This is a genomic window from Heliomarina sp. (assembly GCF_052826185.1).
On record NZ_JBRBUI010000013.1, the window covers coordinates 145,480 to 160,020 of the forward strand.

12 protein-coding genes are annotated in these 14,541 nt (G+C 56.9%); 9 read left to right on the plus strand and 3 right to left on the minus strand.

Annotated elements, in window-relative coordinates; genetic code table 11:
- Positions 1-9: 9 nt before the first annotated feature.
- Entirely contained in the window at positions 10-2,127 is a 2,118-nt protein-coding gene (locus ACU0FH_RS03100) for a 3-hydroxyacyl-CoA dehydrogenase NAD-binding domain-containing protein (protein ID WP_446193317.1), read from the plus strand.
- A gap of 118 nt (positions 2,128-2,245) precedes the next feature.
- Here the strand turns inward: ACU0FH_RS03100 and ACU0FH_RS03105 are convergent, their stop codons facing one another.
- From ACU0FH_RS03105 to ACU0FH_RS03115, 3 genes are all read right to left on the minus strand, one after another.
- Positions 2,246-3,103: a 3-keto-5-aminohexanoate cleavage protein gene (locus ACU0FH_RS03105; protein WP_446193318.1), complete on the minus strand. Its 858-nt coding sequence runs from the start codon at positions 3,101-3,103 to the stop codon at positions 2,246-2,248.
- Between the two features lie 79 nt (positions 3,104-3,182).
- Positions 3,183-3,836, minus strand: a complete 654-nt coding sequence (locus ACU0FH_RS03110; protein WP_446193319.1) for a glutathione S-transferase family protein — start codon at positions 3,834-3,836, stop codon at positions 3,183-3,185.
- 86 nt (positions 3,837-3,922) lie between these two features.
- Positions 3,923-5,194 carry an acyl-CoA dehydrogenase family protein gene (locus tag ACU0FH_RS03115; RefSeq protein WP_446193320.1) on the minus strand — a complete coding sequence of 424 codons (1,272 nt, stop codon included), beginning with the start codon at positions 5,192-5,194 and terminating at the stop codon, positions 3,923-3,925.
- Between the two features lie 198 nt (positions 5,195-5,392).
- Here ACU0FH_RS03115 and ACU0FH_RS03120 point away from each other — a divergent pair, with 198 nt between their 5' ends.
- The 8 genes from ACU0FH_RS03120 to ACU0FH_RS03155 all read left to right on the plus strand — a co-directional run bounded on the left by ACU0FH_RS03120 (position 5,393) and on the right by ACU0FH_RS03155 (position 14,399).
- Positions 5,393-6,202, plus strand: a complete 810-nt coding sequence (locus ACU0FH_RS03120) for a helix-turn-helix transcriptional regulator (protein ID WP_446193321.1) — start codon at positions 5,393-5,395, stop codon at positions 6,200-6,202.
- A 146-nt stretch (positions 6,203-6,348) separates the two neighbouring features.
- Complete coding sequence (locus ACU0FH_RS03125) at positions 6,349-7,383, plus strand: TRAP transporter substrate-binding protein (protein WP_446193322.1); 1,035 nt, start codon at positions 6,349-6,351, stop codon at positions 7,381-7,383.
- A complete protein-coding gene (locus ACU0FH_RS03130) occupies positions 7,370-7,867 on the plus strand; it encodes a TRAP transporter small permease (protein ID WP_446193323.1) in 498 nt (165 codons plus the stop codon). The genes ACU0FH_RS03125 and ACU0FH_RS03130 overlap by 14 nt, the downstream gene beginning before the upstream one ends.
- The gene (locus ACU0FH_RS03135; RefSeq protein ID WP_446193324.1) at positions 7,864-9,156 is read left to right on the plus strand and encodes a TRAP transporter large permease; all 1,293 of its coding nucleotides are present in this window, start codon (positions 7,864-7,866) and stop codon (positions 9,154-9,156) included. Before ACU0FH_RS03130 ends, ACU0FH_RS03135 begins: the two co-directional genes overlap by 4 nt.
- 110 nt (positions 9,157-9,266) lie before the next feature.
- A complete protein-coding gene (locus ACU0FH_RS03140; protein WP_446193325.1) occupies positions 9,267-10,883 on the plus strand; it encodes an acyl-CoA carboxylase subunit beta in 1,617 nt (538 codons plus the stop codon).
- Positions 10,884-10,900: 17 nt separating this feature from the next.
- On the plus strand, positions 10,901-12,847 hold the full coding sequence (locus ACU0FH_RS03145; RefSeq protein WP_446193326.1) for an acetyl/propionyl/methylcrotonyl-CoA carboxylase subunit alpha: 1,947 nt from the start codon (positions 10,901-10,903) through the stop codon (positions 12,845-12,847).
- On the plus strand, positions 12,844-13,620 hold the full coding sequence (locus ACU0FH_RS03150) for an enoyl-CoA hydratase-related protein (RefSeq protein ID WP_446193327.1): 777 nt from the start codon (positions 12,844-12,846) through the stop codon (positions 13,618-13,620). Before ACU0FH_RS03145 ends, ACU0FH_RS03150 begins: the two co-directional genes overlap by 4 nt.
- Before the next feature lie 2 nt (positions 13,621-13,622).
- A complete protein-coding gene (locus ACU0FH_RS03155) occupies positions 13,623-14,399 on the plus strand; it encodes an enoyl-CoA hydratase-related protein (protein ID WP_446193328.1) in 777 nt (258 codons plus the stop codon).
- Positions 14,400-14,541 lie beyond the last annotated feature (142 nt).

The following is a 14,541-nucleotide window of genomic DNA, read 5'->3' on the forward strand; positions in this document are numbered from 1 at the left end:
AAGAAGAAAATGGCAAAAGCCGAATTGCTGCGCGAGGACGGTATTGGAATACTTCGCATCGACAACCCGCCGGTAAACGCGATCTCTCCGGAACTCGTGGCCGATCTGGACCGATCGTTGACAGAGTTCGAAGAGGACGCCGGCCTGAAAGCATTGGTGATTGAGTGTGCTGGTCGGACATTCGTAGCCGGTGGCGACATCGCGGCGTTTGAAGACCCGCAGTTCAGCGCGGCCCCTTACAACAGGGTATTGGCGCGGATCGAAGCCTGCGACAGGCCAGTGGTGGCCTCCTTGTTCGGTACCGTGCTTGGCGGCGGTCTTGAACTGGCCATGGCCAGTCATTTCCGGATTGCGGCATCTGCGACGCGGCTGGGTCTTCCTGAGATCACCCTCGGCCTGATCCCCGGATCACTTGGGACGCAACGCCTGCCGCGCTTGGTCGGGCTGGAAATCGCCCGTGACATGATTTCCAAGGGTAAGCCTTTGAGTGCATTCGGTGCGCTGGCAGCGGGGCTTGTGGACATGCTCGACGATGAACCTGGTCGCGCAGCGCGCAGCAAGGCAGTTGAGCTTGCCGTGCAGGGCATGGCGCCGCGCAGGACACGCGCTCTGACACCGCCGGATATCGATAACGCGGATGCGGTGCTGGCCGGGGCGCGTCGAGCCGCGAAGGCTAAACCCTGGCTGCCGGCCCTGTCAGCCGTGGCGGATTGCCTTGAAGCGGCCGCTCGCAAATCGTTTCCGGACGGTGAAGCAGTGGAAAAGCGCGCGTTCCATGATCTGATTGGAACAACCCAGTCGCGCGCCATGCGGCACCTGTTCTTTGCAGAACGAGCGGCCCAGAAAATCCCCGGACTTGATCGGGAAACCAAGCCACGACCGGTCGAAAAGGTTGGTATTCTCGGTGTCGGAACGATGGGCGGCGGCATTGCAATGACCTTTGCCAATGCCGGGTTTCAGGTGACGCTCGTCGAAACCTCTTCAGAGGCGCTTGTGCGCGGCCAGGCGTTGATTGCCGATGCTTACAAGGCGACCCAGTCCCGCGGTTTAATGAGCGAAGAAGCGGTTATGGCCCGGCTAGGCGCGATGAACGGTTCTACGGAGATGTCCGATCTGGCCGACTGTGACATCGTCGTCGAGGCTGTATTCGAGGATATGGAACTGAAGCTTTCAGTGGCGCGGCAACTTGGTGAGATTTGCAAGCCCGGCGCGATCATCGCGACGAATACCTCGACACTGAATGTGAACCGAATTGCTGCCGCCACAGGGCGCCCCGGTGACGTGCTCGGCACACACTTTTTCAGCCCGGCGAACATCATGAAGTTGCTCGAAATCGTGCGCGGCGCGGACACCGAGCCAGATGCATTGGCAACGGTTATGTTGCTGGCGCGCAAGATCCGGAAGACAGCCGTTGTTAGCGGCGTCTGCTATGGCTTCATCGGGAATCGTATGGCCGAGGTCTATATGCGCGAAAGCGAGGCGATGCAGGTCGAAGGGGCGACCCCTGCCCAGATTGACGGCATTATTGAGAACCCAAAATACTTGGGCATGGCAATGGGACCAAGCCGGATGCTCGACATGGCAGGCGTGGACGTGGGCGCACGGACGGTTATTGAATGGATCAAGGGCGGCGACGGTCCTCAGGATCCTGCTTACCGTGCGATGTGCCGCAACTTGTATGAAAGCGGCCAGCACGGTCAGAAGACGGGTCACGGTTATTATCGCTACGAAGGCCGCAACCCGGTCCCATCCGAAGAGACAGCCGAACTTGGCCGCCACCTTGCGCGCGAGCAGGGCATCAATAGACGCGACAACATACCGGACGAGGAGATCTTTGAGCGCCTGTTGTTTGCTATGGCCAACGAAGCGGCATTTATTCTTGAAGAAGGAATCGCTTGCCGCCCTGGCGACGTAGATATCGTCTGGACAGCAGGCTATGGTTTTCCGGCGTGGCGGGGCGGTCCGGTCTTTATGGCCGATGAGATCGGCTTGGAAAAGATCGTGGCACGGCTTGACTACTACGCGGCAACGCTGGGCAATGAGCACGGATACTGGACGGTTTCTCCGCTGTTGCGTCGACTTGCGGAGAAAGGGGAGCGCCTTTCAGACTGGCGTCGGGAAGCATGAGAGCGGTTTTGCTCTCTGACGACGGAAGGTAGCAGCGCTTTTCAGTATTTTGTTCAGGCGGTTCTTACTTTTCTCCGAAGCGGTTTGTTCCGCTCCGGATACTGAAACTATGCCTATTTCAAAGCCCTAGAATGGCGCGCGCCTCTTGCGGGGAAGCGACCTCGCGGCCGGTTTCGCGCGCCGTTTTTGCCATCTCTTCGATCAGCGGTCCATTCGAGTTCACCTTGTCGCCGGATGAAAGATAGAAAGTATCCTCGAGACCCGTTCGCAGGTGCCCGCCAAGTTCCGCAGTGCGCCTGTGCAATGGCCAGATTTCAGCCCGGCCAATGGCCGTGACCTGCCATCGAGAATCTTCCGGCGCGAGGTCCACGAGAATTGGCAGCAAGTCGGGGTTCGTTGGCATGCCGGAGGCGACACCCATTACGAAATTGAGCTGCGCCGTCCCGGAAAACATGCCGTTGCGCTGATACATATCGACACAACGGACGATCCCCACGTCGAAGCATTCGAATTCGGGAATTGTATTGGCTTTGGCCATGACGTCGATGAATGCCTGTACCTTTTCGACCGGGTTGTCGAACATCATCGGTGGCCAGGCCCAGCTGCCATCCGAACGTAGTTTAAGGTAATTCAGCGAACCTGCGTTGCAGGCGGCCATTTCAGGACGGGTCGCGGCCACACAGTCCAGCGCAGGCTGATAATCTGGTCCGACCACACCCGTCGTGTGGTTGATGATGACATCGGGGCAGGCGTCGCGGATTGCGGCCTGAGCCGCCTTGGAAAGGCCGATGTCCCAGGAACCAAGATGGCCTTCGTCCGGCCCCTGTTTACGCAGATGGATATGCATAACAGAGGCGCCAGCATCATAGGCTCGCCGCGCCTCGGCCGCCATTTCATCGGGCGTGACGGGAACATTGTGCTGTTTTGGGTTGGTCAGCACGCCGTTGAGCGAACATGTGATGATGGCCTTGGACATGAGAACTCCGGAATTTCAGCTTTTCCGAGAGGATAGCCCACCAATATCACTGCAGCTTGCGCATAGGCGCTGTTGCGTCTCAGGACTGCTCTTGAAAACCCGAGAGTTCGAGGTCTGCGCCCTGCGCCGCCTTGGCTTGAAGGTAGCCCTGACGGGCGCAAAGACGATCATGATAGGCAAGACAATGCTCTGGCAGATCGTGGCGAAGCCCGATGATGACGGCCAGCATCAAGGCATACCCGACAGAGATATCGGCGTTGGAGAACCCGGATTGAAGCAGGTAATCGCGCCCGTCGGACAGTGTATGTTCAGTGAGGCGCAGACGCGCGAGAAACCAAGTCTTGTAGTCTTCGGCCACGACCGGCTGGCGTCGCTCTTTCGGCTCAAGCATCGCGTAGCGCAGGTAGATCGTCTGTGGAAAGGTCAGTGTCGCCTCGCCATGGTGCAGCCAGTTGAGGTAGGCGCCATAGTCGCGATGGCCCGGTTCTAGCGCAAGCCGGCCATCACCATGCACGGTCGAAAGGTAATGCGGGATTGCGGAGGATTCGGTCATCCGCGTTTCGCCATCAACCAGCAATGGAACGGTCCCAAGGAGGTTTTCACCGAGATATTCTTTCCGGTGTACGCGGGGCGGAAACGGGAGAACGTGCAATTCGTATTTTAGGCCAAGTTCCTCAAGCGACCATAGCGCCCGGAACGAGCGCGCATCGTTTGAATGCCAGAGTTGCAGCATCATCTTCCTCCCGTGTTCGCGGCAGATTGCTCCGAGCTTTGCATGAAGAATTGTGCAAAGTCGCTGGGCAGCCAGTCAAGCATGGCTCATGCCACGCCCAAAGCCCTGTCCGAAACTGCGGCCTGCCATCCATCGGCACCGGCAAGGTCGTTGCGATTGCGCAGCTTTTTGTACTCAAGTCGCGCAATCTGATCCCGATGTACTTCATCCGGACCATCCGCAAGCCGCAAGAGCCGGGCTGTCGCATAGGCAGAGGCCAGTCCGAAATCATTGCTTGTGCCGCCGCCCCCGAAAAGTTGTATCGCCCAATCGAGTACTTGGCACGCCATCTGCGGTACCGCGACCTTGATCATAGCGATCTCGGACTTGGCCTCTTTATTGCCCACAGTGTCCATCATATGCGCTGCGCGCAGTGTCAGCAGACGCGATTGTTCGATCATGATGCGGGATTCTGCGATCCTTTCGCGAGTGACCGATTGTTCCGACAACAGCTTGCCGAATGCAAAGCGATCTTCGGATCGCAAAATCATCTTTTCAAGCGTTCGCTCGGCCAGCCCGATCAGCCGCATGCAGTGATGAATGCGCCCAGGCCCCAGGCGGCCTTGCGCAATCTCAAATCCGCGGCCTTCTCCGAGCAACATGTTCTCGGCGGGGACCCGGACGTTTTCGAAGATGACCTCCGATGCCCGATCCGGCACACCATAAAACCCGAATACAGGTAGTGATCGTTTGACCGTTACGCCCGGCGTGTCCTTTGGGACAAGGATCATGGACTGCTGACGGTAGGTTTCTGCATTCGGATCGGATTTACCCATAAAAATGATGATCTTGCAGCGGGGGTCGGTCGCGCCGGTCGTGTACCACTTGATACCGTTGATTACGTATTCGTCGCCATCGCGTACAATCGCGCTCTCGATGTTGCGTGCGTCCGAGGAGGCCACTGCGGGTTCCGTCATCGCAAAAGCAGACCGGATTTCGCCGTTCAGCAATGGTTCAAGCCAGCGCTTTTTGTCCGCCTCGGATCCATAGCGTTCCAGAACTTCCATGTTGCCCGTATCTGGTGCCGAACAGTTGAAAACTTCTGGTGCAAGGTGGCTGCGGCCCATGATTTCGCACAGCGGTGCGTATTCCAGATTGGATAGCCCCGCGCCCCGATCGGATTCAGGCAGAAAAAGGTTCCAAAGCCCCTGCTCGCGCGCCTTTGCCTTGAGTTCTTCGACGACTGGCTGAACTTTCCATGGCCCTAGGTCCTCTGATTCTCGGTAGAATCGAGCCTCGTTCGGATAGATGTTCTCTTCCATGAAAGTCTCGATCCGAGCCTTTAACGACTGTGATTTTTGCGAAATTTCCGGAATCATAATGAGCTTTCCCTATGAGATGACATGCTGCCCTGCTGGCGATCACGCTATCGTCACCATCTTCGACAGGCAATAACGTCAGACGAAAAAGTTGACCCTAAAAATTTCGCGGTCTACGGTTCTGCACGGCCGAGGAATTCGATGTGGGAGAGCGTGAGAGTCGCGGCCAAGGTGATTAATAGCTGTAGGGAGGCAGCCGTGATCGACAATATCGCAGACAGAAAATACATGTTGGTTCTAGATGACCGGGTTTTCTACTTTGGCCTCCTTGGTCACAAGATGAAGGCCCGCAAACTAGGCGCGGTTTCCATTTATCTCGCTCCGGAAGGCCAGTTTCGGCTCAAGGAAGGTAATGGACAGTGGTCTCGGCATCAAATAGCCATCGTCGAGCCGTATCAGTCACACGAGGTGGTTTCGGATTGCGGCACGATCATCAGCGTATTGATTGAACCTGAACGGCTGGAGAGGTCGGAACTCTCACGCCTGATTGCCGAATACCGCGATCCTGAATGTGTTGCGGGTCTGGTTGCGAGGCTACGTTCGGTTACGGCACAGCTTTCCGGGTCAAGACCGGATGGCGAGATGACAACTCGTGAATTCGATCGGATCGTGATCGGACGAGAGCTTGATACTCGGAGCATCGACAGGCGGGTCGTTTCGGTTTTGAATGAACTGGAACTGGAAGGTCTTGAGAGCCAATCGCTGGCCGCAGATCTCGCCGCCAAGATTGGGCTGTCGTCATCGCGCTTTCTTCATCTGTTTAAGGAACAAACCGGCGTGTCCTTTCGCAATTACCGGATGTGGCGGCGTGCCCGGACCTTTCTCTTGCATGCAAATAACAGCAGCAGCCTTACCGACGTGGCTCTGACCCTCGGATATCCGGACTCAAGCCATTTCAGCCACTCGATCCGCAAGACATTCGGGCTGCAGCCCCGGTCGATCCGGATCGGTTCGCAGAACCTCCGCTTGGACAGCAGCGCGCGAATGATGGCCTATTCCTGCGCCTGAATCCCCGGTCAAACCGTTAACGCCATCCACTTCTAATCGGGTCGCGTTTCGTTTGGTCAGGTCAATTCCCCGGTCTCAACGTATCCACGCAAGTTTTGGAAAAAATCAGATGAGACAGTCCTGTCAAAGCATTTTGGGAGGACCACATGACATTTTTTCAGACTTTCGCCCCGGGAATTGCGATCTGTCTGACAGCCACTTCGCTGTCCGCCGATACGACACTGCGCTATTCCAACTGGCTGCCTGCAACACATCCCTTCATGTCCGAAGTAATTCAGCCCTGGATCGAAGATGTGGCTGAGGCGACAGAAGGCCGTGTCACCGTTGAAATCCTGCCCAAGGTCGTTGGAACGGTTCCGACCCAGTTCGAAGTGGTGCGCGACGGGCTGGCCGACATGTCGCTTATTGTCGATGGCTATTCCGCAGGACGCTTTAATTTGAATGGCATCGTGGAACTCCCTTTTCTTGGCAACGATGCACGGGCGATCAGCATAGCCTATTGGCGGATCTACAAGAAATACCTTGAGCAATTCGCCGAGTACGAGAATGCGATTCCCGTCGCGAAATCTTCGGTTGGCCCCATGGCGCTTGCAACCGGACCCGGACCCATCGACAGCATGGACAAGCTGAATGGTCTCAAGCTGAGGGTGCCGACGGCAACCGGTTCAAAGGTTGTTGTTTCGCTGGGCGGCGCGCCTGTCAACAAGCCGATCAGCGAGATGTATGAACTCATTTCCACCGGTGTGGTGGACGGGATGATTTCATCGACCGAAACCATCAACAGCTTCAAGATCGCCGGATCCATCGGCAACCTCCTGACTGTTCCGGGTGGCCTCGGCAGTGCGGGTATATCCTTTGTGGTGAATGAGGAAACGCTCTCTGAACTGTCCGAAGCCGATCAGGAAGCTTTCTGGAGCGTATCGGGCGAAGTTTTCTCGACCGGTATTGCCGAAGTCTATCATCAGCTTAACGCGCGGGGCCGGCAGGATGTGCTTGATGAAGGCGGCACGATCACACCGGCTTCCGAAGAAATGATTCAAGCACTCAAGGAAAATCTGGCGACCATCGACCAGATCTGGATCGACAAGGCAACGGAAATGGGCCTCGAAGACGCGGCGGGCGTACTTGCCGAATTCCGGGCGGAGATCGCCAAGGAGGAGGCGAAACTTGCCGGCGAGTAATGCCAAGCGGTTTAGTGCGGTCAGGCTGGTCATTTCACTGACCGATGGTCTGGCCGCACTGGCTCTTTTGAGTATGATGGGGATCGCGTTCTTTGATGTGGTCGGGCGCAGTTTCTTCCGATCCCCGATGGCGGGGGCGACGGAACTAACTGAACTGGCAGTTGCCATAACAATCGCCTGTGTCTTTCCCTCGCTTGCTTGGCGCGGCCTTCACGCGACGATCGATGTCCTTGACGTGTTCGTTCCCGAAAGGCTTCGGCCATGGCAGGTTGGTCTTTCAAACCTGCTTTGTGCTGTCAGCTTTGCCTTTGTCGCTTGGCGGGTGTGGATCGAAGGCGACAAGACAGCTCGTTTCGGCGGGCAGACGCCGCTTCTTGAAATTCCTATGGCGCCCGTCCTCTACGGCGTCGCCGTTCTTTTCGGAATTTCTGCGCTGGCTTTCCTTTTGGCTATACTCAATCCTTACAAGGTGACAGAGGCGTGACCGAAGCACTTATCGGCGTACTCGCCGCATTCATCCTTATCTTTGCGCGTGTCCCGTTGACTGTGGCGCTTGGCCTTGTCGGGTTCGTTGGTTTTGGTCTGTTGATCTCATGGAAGCCAGCATTTGCGATGGTTGCCCTGACCGCCAAGTCGAGCCTGTTGAACTACTATCTGTCAGTTATTCCGCTCTTCGTCCTAATGGGTAATTTTCTGACCCGGGCAGGGATCTCTCGCGAGCTATACGCTGCCGCCTACGCCGTTATGGGTCATTTACGGGGCGGGATTTCGCTGGCGACTGTCGTAGCCTGCGGGGGGTTCAGCGCCGTTTGCGGATCGTCGCTGGCGACCGCTGCGACGATGGCCAAGGTCGCGATGCCCTCGATGCGCGAATTCGGCTACGATGATCGCCTCGCGACCGGGTCCATCGCGGCAGGCGGTACGCTCGGGATCCTTATTCCGCCAAGCGTTATCCTGATCCTTTACGGTGTAATCACCGAAACCAACATCGGGATGCTTTTCGCTGCTGGCATGATACCGGGTCTAATCGGTCTCATCGGATACATGTTCGCCGTGCGTTACGTAACCTGGCGCAATCCCGACATGGGACCTGCCGGGCCGAAAATGAGCTGGTCGGAACGGATCTCAGCGCTGCGTGGTGTCTGGGCCGTGCTTGCGCTTTTCGTGATCGTCATCGGTGGAATTTACGGCGGCTTTTTCACGCCGACCGAGGCGGCGGGTGTGGGGGCCGGCATCAGCTTTGTCTTTGCGCTACTGCGTCGTTCGATGAATTTTCGCGCGTTTGTCGAGGTGCTGGTCGATTCCGCCCGAACCAGCGGCATCATGTTTGGCGTACTGATCGGTGCGACAATCTTCAGCGAATTCATCAACTACACCGGCATGCATACCAGCTTTCTTGAGTGGGTTACCGGTCAGGAGGTGAAACCCTGGATGGTGATCGCGGCAATCGTCGGCATTTATCTTGTCCTCGGCTGCGTCCTCGAAAGCCTGTCGATGATTTTATTGACGGTGCCGATCTTCTTTCCGATCATCGTCGAACTTGGATTCGACCCGGTGTGGTTTGGAATCGTCGTTGTCGTTTCGGTAGAAATCGGGCTGCTGACGCCTCCGATCGGCATAAATGTTTTTGTTTTGCGCTCGGTTCTGCCGGACGTGGCCACGACGACCATTTTCAGAGGCGTCGCACCGTTCTGGATCGCTGATATACTGCGCATCGCATTGATCGCTTCGATTCCGGCGATATCGCTCTTTCTGCCTAGGTTGCTCTTGTGAGGCTTCAGCTAAACGACGCAAGCCGCAGCCGGTATGAACTGTCAGAAAACAATGGAACTGATCGGGACGCCTGCGTCCATCGAACTTTCAAGCAATAATCCGGGTTAGACATGGCAAAGATTTTAAGCTCCGTTTCCACCGACGCAGAGACCTTCGTGGCCAACCGTAAAGGTATGACCGATCTGCTCGACCAAATGGAAAACATAGAATCCCGCACCCGGAAGGCTTCGGAAAAATCGCGCGAACGCTTCGAGAAACGCCATCAACTTTTGCCCCGTGACCGGGTCGCTCTTTTGCTCGATCCCGGTCGGCCGTTTATCGAATTGTCCAAGCTGGCGGGCTATGGGCTTGATCAGGAGGAGACCGAAAAGTCAGTTCCCGGTGGCGGCGTGATCGCGGGGATTGGTTATGTCTCGGGCGTGCGCTGCATGATCAACGCGTCGGATTCCGGCATTTCCGCCGGGGCGCTGCAACCTATGGGTCTGGACAAGCAACTTCGCATTCAGGAAATCGCTCTCGAGAACAAGCTGCCCTATGTCCAGCTTGTCGAAAGTGCCGGTGCAAATCTTATGGCCTATCGGGTCGAAGATTTCGTGCGGGGCGGTAACCTCTTCCGCAACATCGCCCGCTTCTCGGCGGCGGGGTTGCCTGTTGTCACGATCACCCATGGAAGTTCAACTGCGGGCGGTGCCTATCAGACCGGGCTTTCCGATTACATTATCATGGTGCGCGGCCGCACCCGGGTCTTTCTGGCTGGTCCACCGCTGCTCAAAGCCGCGACCGGCGAGGTCGCCACAGAGGAAGAACTTGGCGGTGCCGAAATGCATACCGGGATTTCGGGGCTGGGCGATTACATGGCAGAGGATGATCGTGAGGCCATTGGATTGGCGCGATCTATCCTGAAGAATATCGAATGGAACGCCACGCCAAGGGAAACGAAGTCATACGCCGAACCGGCCTATGACCGCGAAGACCTGCTTGGCTTGATGCCGATGGATCACCGCCGACCAGTCGATATGAAAGAGGTCATCGCGCGCCTTGTGGACGGGGCCGATTTTGTCGAATTCGGTGAGCGCTATGGCGGCGCGACTGTTTGTGGCAATGCGAAGATTGCAGGCTGGCCGATCGGTATCATCACGAATAACGGACCCATCGACCCGAGTGGCGCAGCAAAAGCAACGCACTTCATTCAGGCCTGCTGTCAGGCCGGAACACCGATCCTTTACCTCAACAATACCACGGGGTTCCTCGTCGGTCGCAGTTACGAGGAAGCAGGGAGTATCAAGCATGGGTCCAAGATGATCCAGGCAGTGACGACTGCCACTGTTCCACAGTTCACTATTTACTGTGGCGCGTCTTTCGGGGCTGGAAACTACGGCATGTGCGGGCGCGGGTTTCATCCTCGGTTCTGTTTTTCCTGGCCCAACGCGAAGACGGCCGTCATGGGCGGCGAGCAGGCAGCCGGAACAATGGCCGTGGTGCAGGAAATGCGCGCCGAAAGGCTGGGCGAAGATGTTGACCACGAAAAGCTGGATGCGCTCAAGTCCAGGATCACCGAAAACTTCAACCGTCAGATGGATGCATTCTACACCTCTGCCCGGGTGCTGGACGACGGGGTGATCGATCCACGGGATACTCGTGATCTTATGATCGAGTTGATGCAGATCGCGCGTGAAGCCGACGATCGCAGGCCTAATGAAATCCAGTTCGCCGTGGCGCGCCCCTGATAACCGCGAGACGTATGATGACCAGACCCAAATCATTCCAGAAGCTGCTTGTCGCGAACCGGGGCGAGATAGCAGTCCGCATCATGAAAACCGCCCGGACCATGGGATATGGAACGGTCGCCATTTACTCGGAACCGGATGCCAAGGCAGAACATGTGCGCATCGCCGATGAGGCGGTATGTATTGGAATGGCCGCTCCGTCAGAGTCCTATCTGAAAATCGCGGCGATAATCGATGCCGCCCGCCAGACCGGTGCCGATGCGATACATCCTGGCTACGGCTTTCTTGCCGAGAATGAGGATCTGCCAATCGCCTGTGAGCAGGCCGGTATCGTTTTTGTCGGGCCGGGTGCCGAAGCGATCCGCAACATGGGCGACAAGGCAGGCGCAAAAGCACTGATGGAACAGGCTGGCGTGCCCTGCGTGCCGGGCTATCAGGGTGAAGATCAGGACAGCGACAAGTTATTGAAAGAAGCCAAGCGCATCGGCTTTCCGGTCATGATCAAAGCAACGGCTGGCGGTGGCGGGCGCGGCATGCGGCTGGTTTTATCGGAAAAGGATTTTCTGAACCATCTGCAGTCGGCGAAATCCGAAGCGAGGACTGCATTTGGTAACGACGTCGTCCTGTTGGAAAAGGCCATCGTGAACCCGCGCCACGTGGAAATTCAGGTTATGGCGGATCACCATGGCAACGCCATTCACTGTGGCGAAAGGGACTGTTCGGTGCAGCGCCGCCATCAGAAGGTGATCGAGGAAGCGCCGTCACCCGCTGTCGACCCTGAGCTTAGAGAGCGGATGGGTAAAGCATCGATCGATGCAGTTCGGGCCATTGGCTACGCAGGTGCGGGAACCTTTGAATATCTGCTCGACGGTGACGGTAACTTTTTTTTCATGGAAATGAACACACGGCTTCAGGTTGAACATCCTGTCACCGAGATGATCACCGGTCTTGATCTGGTAGAACTGCAATTGCGGGTTGCCGCTGGAGAGAAGCTGCCGCTTGATCAGATTGATGTTTCCTACAGCGGCCATGCAATCGAGGTTCGCCTTTGCGCCGAAGACCCCGCCGCTGGTTTCATGCCGCAAAGCGGTCGACTGGAATTATGGGAGCCGGTGTCATTCGTAAGGGTAGACCATGCGCTGCGCAGTGGTGCCGAAATACCGCCCTTTTACGATTCCATGATCGCTAAGCTCATCGCCCATGGCTGCTCTCGTGACGATGCGCGGCGAAAATTAGTCTCGGCACTGGATCACACTGTGGCGATCGGTCTTCGGACGAACAAGAACTTCCTTTCTGACTGTCTGTCCCACTCGGTTTTCGCGGAGGGTAGGGCAACTACGGCGTTCATCGCTGATCACGGCGACGATCTGATGGCAGTCGAAACAACCCGCGAAGCCCGTGCTGCGATGATTACCGCAGCTCTCATGCGTGCGGGTCCGGGCAATCGTTTGACCCACGGGTTTTATACACCGTTGCGTCTGGCCCGTGGAGAGCGCGCGTTTGCCCCCATCGTGCAAGCTTTCCGTAATGGGGCATGTCATGTGGAAATGTCGGGTGAGGAACCTCTTGAGCTTTGCGTGACCACGGTTGACGGCCCTAGAGTTACGCTCGAACTGAATGGGGCAACCAGTAAAGCATTACTTTGGCAGGACGAAACCCGCGTTACAGTTCACTATCAGGGGCGCAGTTATGATTTTCTCGATCTCACTTTTCAGCCGACCGTTGCTGCCGAGGTCGCAGGTGGCGATGGCAAAGTTCGCGCATCGATGAATGGCAATATCGTCTCTGTTGATATCGCCGTCGGCGACACCGTTGAAAAGGGACAAAAGCTTGTCGTGGTAGAAGCGATGAAGATGGAACACACGCATGCCAGTACGCTTAGCGGAACGGTGACGGCAGTGAACGTTACGAAAGGTATGCAGGTCAGCACCCATGCCGTCCTGGTAGAGATCGACGCCGCATGACTAACGCCGTCGTTCTGTACAGCCGCGAGAACCATGCGTTTCGAATAACGCTCAATCGCCCGGAAAAGCGCAATGCGATTAATAATGACCTGATCGAAGGCATATCCGACGGCATCAAACAGGCCGAGGCCGACCCAGAGGTCCGGTGCATTGTACTGACCGGCGCGGGCGATAAGGTCTTTTGCGCCGGAGGCGATCTTCAGCCCGGGGGCGGGTTCAATTTCGATTTTGCCGAGCCTTCTACCGCATATGGAAACCTTCTGCGCCAGGCTCAGAACTGCCCCTTGCCGATTCTCGCAGTCGTCAACGGGACTTGTGTGGCGGGCGGCATCGGTCTTGTTGCGATGGCTGATTTGGCCATTGCCGTAGATACGGCGAAATTTGGTCTACCAGAAGCCAAGATCGGTCTGTTCCCGATGCAGGTACTGGCGTTGATGAAGGCACTTATCCCTGCACGGACATTGCGGGAATGGATGCTGACCGGGGAGTTGTTTTCGGCACAAGACGCGATGGAGGCGGGTCTGCTGAACCGTGTGCTTCCGGCCGGACAACTGGCCGAATGTGCGGACGGGCTCATTGCCAGCTTTGCCAAGACATCACCCTCTGCACTGCGTCGAGGGAAATATGCAATGCGCGTTGTGGAAGCGATGAGTTTCGATCAGGCCATTGCTTTTGCCGAAGGTCAGCTGGGCTTGATGACCCTGACCGAAGACGCCAAGGAGGGGCTTGCCTCATTCAATGAGAAGCGGTCGCCGAAATTTACCGGAAAGTAGTCATGAGTGAAAAGCCTGCTGTCCTTTTAGAGATCGACGGGAATATCGCGACGATCACGCTTAACCGCCCTGAGCGCCGGAACGCGGTAAACGCCCGACTATCAATGGCATTGCACGAGGCAATCGAGGAATGTGAAGACGACTCTTCGGTCTCGGTGACCATCCTGACAGGCGCAGGTTCTTCCTTTTGCTCAGGTATGGATCTTGTTGCTTTTGGTAACGGTGAAGGCAAAGCGATACTGCACGGTCCGGGCAGATTTGCAGGGTTCGTCGGCGTGAAACGCCGCAAGCCTGTGATCGCGGCGGTGAATGGTCCGGCGATGGCAGGAGGTTTCGAAATCCTGCTTGCCTGTGACCTTGCCTTGTCTGTGGATACCGCAATTTTTGGCCTGCCTGAGGCGCGGCGTGGGTTGATCGCCGGGGCCGGGGGTGTGTTCCGGCTTGCTCGGCGGTTGCCGATCGCTGTGGTGAATGAAATGACCCTCACTGGTGATCCCATCACTGCGGCGCGGGCGCTCGAACTAGGTTTGGTCAACAGGGTGGTACCATCAGAGAGTCTTATGAGAACAGCCCGTGAACTAGCCGAAAAAATCGCAGCTTCCGCTCCGCTCTCGGTAAGCCTCAGCCTCGACCTTGCACGTACGGCCGCCAGTGGCGATGAAGAGGCACTGTGGCATCTCAACGATAAATACCTGGATCAAACCATCGGGTCAGAAGACGCGCAGGAAGGCGCGCGGGCCTTTCTGGAAAAACGGTCACCACAATGGTGTGGCTGCTGAGCTTGACCTGCCCCCCTTCGGTCCCTCGTTCATAACGAGAGTCTGCGGGTTTGATCTTGATAATCATGGGTTTCGGTTTGGGCAAGCGCGCCGGGCGCGGAGCCCTCAAATTGCTCAAGCGCTCGGCGCGCTTGCAGTGGCG

What these genes read in the sequence shown, in the direction of transcription:
- ACU0FH_RS03100 (WP_446193317.1), top strand. Translation starts at nt 10, where the DNA reads ATGGCAAAAGCCGAATTGCTGCGCGAGGACGGTATTGGAATACTTCGC.
- ACU0FH_RS03105 (WP_446193318.1), bottom strand. Translation starts at nt 3,103, where the DNA reads ATGTCCAAGGCCATCATCACATGTTCGCTCAACGGCGTGCTGACCAAC.
- ACU0FH_RS03110 (WP_446193319.1), bottom strand. Translation starts at nt 3,836, where the DNA reads ATGCTGCAACTCTGGCATTCAAACGATGCGCGCTCGTTCCGGGCGCTA.
- ACU0FH_RS03115 (WP_446193320.1), bottom strand. Translation starts at nt 5,194, where the DNA reads ATGATTCCGGAAATTTCGCAAAAATCACAGTCGTTAAAGGCTCGGATC.
- ACU0FH_RS03125 (WP_446193322.1), top strand. Translation starts at nt 6,349, where the DNA reads ATGACATTTTTTCAGACTTTCGCCCCGGGAATTGCGATCTGTCTGACA.
- ACU0FH_RS03140 (WP_446193325.1), top strand. Translation starts at nt 9,267, where the DNA reads ATGGCAAAGATTTTAAGCTCCGTTTCCACCGACGCAGAGACCTTCGTG.
- ACU0FH_RS03145 (WP_446193326.1), top strand. Translation starts at nt 10,901, where the DNA reads ATGACCAGACCCAAATCATTCCAGAAGCTGCTTGTCGCGAACCGGGGC.
- ACU0FH_RS03150 (WP_446193327.1), top strand. Translation starts at nt 12,844, where the DNA reads ATGACTAACGCCGTCGTTCTGTACAGCCGCGAGAACCATGCGTTTCGA.
- ACU0FH_RS03155 (WP_446193328.1), top strand. Translation starts at nt 13,623, where the DNA reads ATGAGTGAAAAGCCTGCTGTCCTTTTAGAGATCGACGGGAATATCGCG.